Source organism: Mesorhizobium sp. M7A.F.Ca.AU.002.02.1.1, from assembly GCF_003998535.1.
GTDB lineage: Bacteria > Pseudomonadota > Alphaproteobacteria > Rhizobiales > Rhizobiaceae > Mesorhizobium > Mesorhizobium ciceri.
Genome location: NZ_RZPB01001088.1, coordinates 1 through 1,565, shown reverse-complemented (window position 1 = coordinate 1,565; position 1,565 = coordinate 1). Strand labels below are relative to the sequence as shown.

Genomic DNA, 1,565 nt, shown 5'->3' with positions numbered 1-1,565 from the left:
CCAGAGAGACTGGTAGAGTCTTGAGGTAAGAGAAAGCTGCGTGCTCATTTGGCTCGTCCTTTCTTGGTGCTGCTAAAATCGATAACGCTACTTTGGCGGATGAGCGGACCTGCGTACTAAAGCGCGGCCGAAACTGTTCCGAAAAATTCCGAAACGTTTAATATGGCGGGATGCAACGGGGTCACCTCACCTTTGGTCCGTTCGTGCTCGACCCTGAGAAGGGGACGCTCCTGCGACATGAAATACCGATCTCCATCGGGCATCGCGGCATCACGCTGCTCGCCACGCTTGCGGCCCGGCCCGGCGACATCCTGACCAAGGCCGAGCTGATGGAAGCTGCCTGGCCGGGCCTGGCGGTCGAGGAAAGCAATCTCACCGTCCAGATTGCGACGCTGAGGAAGGCGCTCGGCCCCACCGACCAAGGTGGCGACTGGATCGCCACCGTGCCTCGCGTCGGCTACCGCTTCACCGCGCCTGTCGAGCGCGTGGAAGGTTCAGTGCAGCGACCAATCGCGCCGTCCGGCAAACCCACCATTGCCGTGCTGCCCTTCGCCAATTTGAGCGGCGATCAGGACCAGCATTATCTGAGCGACGGCATCACCGAAGATATCATCACTGAACTGGCGCGTTACCGGTCGCTCGTGGTGATCGCGCGTAATTCATCTTTTCAGTTTCGTGGGCCAGCGCCGGAGGGCGCGGAAGTCCACCGGCAACTCGGCGCGCGCTACCTCGTCGAGGGCAGCGTGCGACGGCTCGGGAGCCGTATCCGGATCACGGCGCAGCTGATCGACGGCGCCAGCGGCTTCCATTTGTGGGCTCAACGCTACGACAGGGCGCTTGAGGACATCTTTTCGGTTCAGGAGGAGGTGGCGGCCCTCGTGGCTTCAACCGTCCAAGGCGCCGCCGAGGCAGATGCGACTAGCCGCTCGCGGCGAACGCCGCCGGCCGATTGGGCCGCCTACGACTACTACTTGCAGGGTCGCGCGCACTACCATCAGTATGAAATGGACAAGGGCGAATCCATGTTTACCCGGAGCGCCGAACTCGATCCGACTTTTGCTCAAGGGCATGCCTATCTAGCGCAGTGCCTGGTTGCGCGATTCTGGTACGACCGCGATCCTCGTACGCTGCAAAGTGCCTTGCGGTCTGCGCGCACAGCGCTCCTGCTCGACCGGAATGACGGCATCTGCAACCAGAGCATGGGTCTCGTGCTTGTACATATGCGCCAGCATGGGGATGCCGGACTGCATTTCCAGCAGGCCCGTACGCTCAATCCGCACGACGTCAACATTGCCGGAGACTATGCAAGCTGGCTCAACTACGGCGGCCAGCCTCAGCAGTCCTTGGCGGTCCTCGAAAGGGCCATACTGCTCGACCCGTTGCCCCCGGTCTGGTTCTGGGAGGTGAAGGGAAGCGCGCTCTTCCTGCTCGGCCGATACGCCGACGCCATCGACGCTTATCGGAAGGCCGGCGACCAGTTCTTCATCCATGCCTTTCTCGCGGCGGCCTACGCCCATCTAGGCGAGATGGAAAACGCGCATGTCGCAGTCGAAGCCACACTGAGG

Annotated in this window: 1 protein-coding gene; it reads left to right on the top strand. The window is 61.9% G+C overall.

The features are described from left to right. Window positions 1–203 precede the first annotated feature (203 nt). On the top strand, window positions 204–1,565 hold a 1,362-nt coding region (locus tag EN879_RS35275; RefSeq protein WP_245493927.1), incomplete at its 3' end, for a winged helix-turn-helix domain-containing tetratricopeptide repeat protein.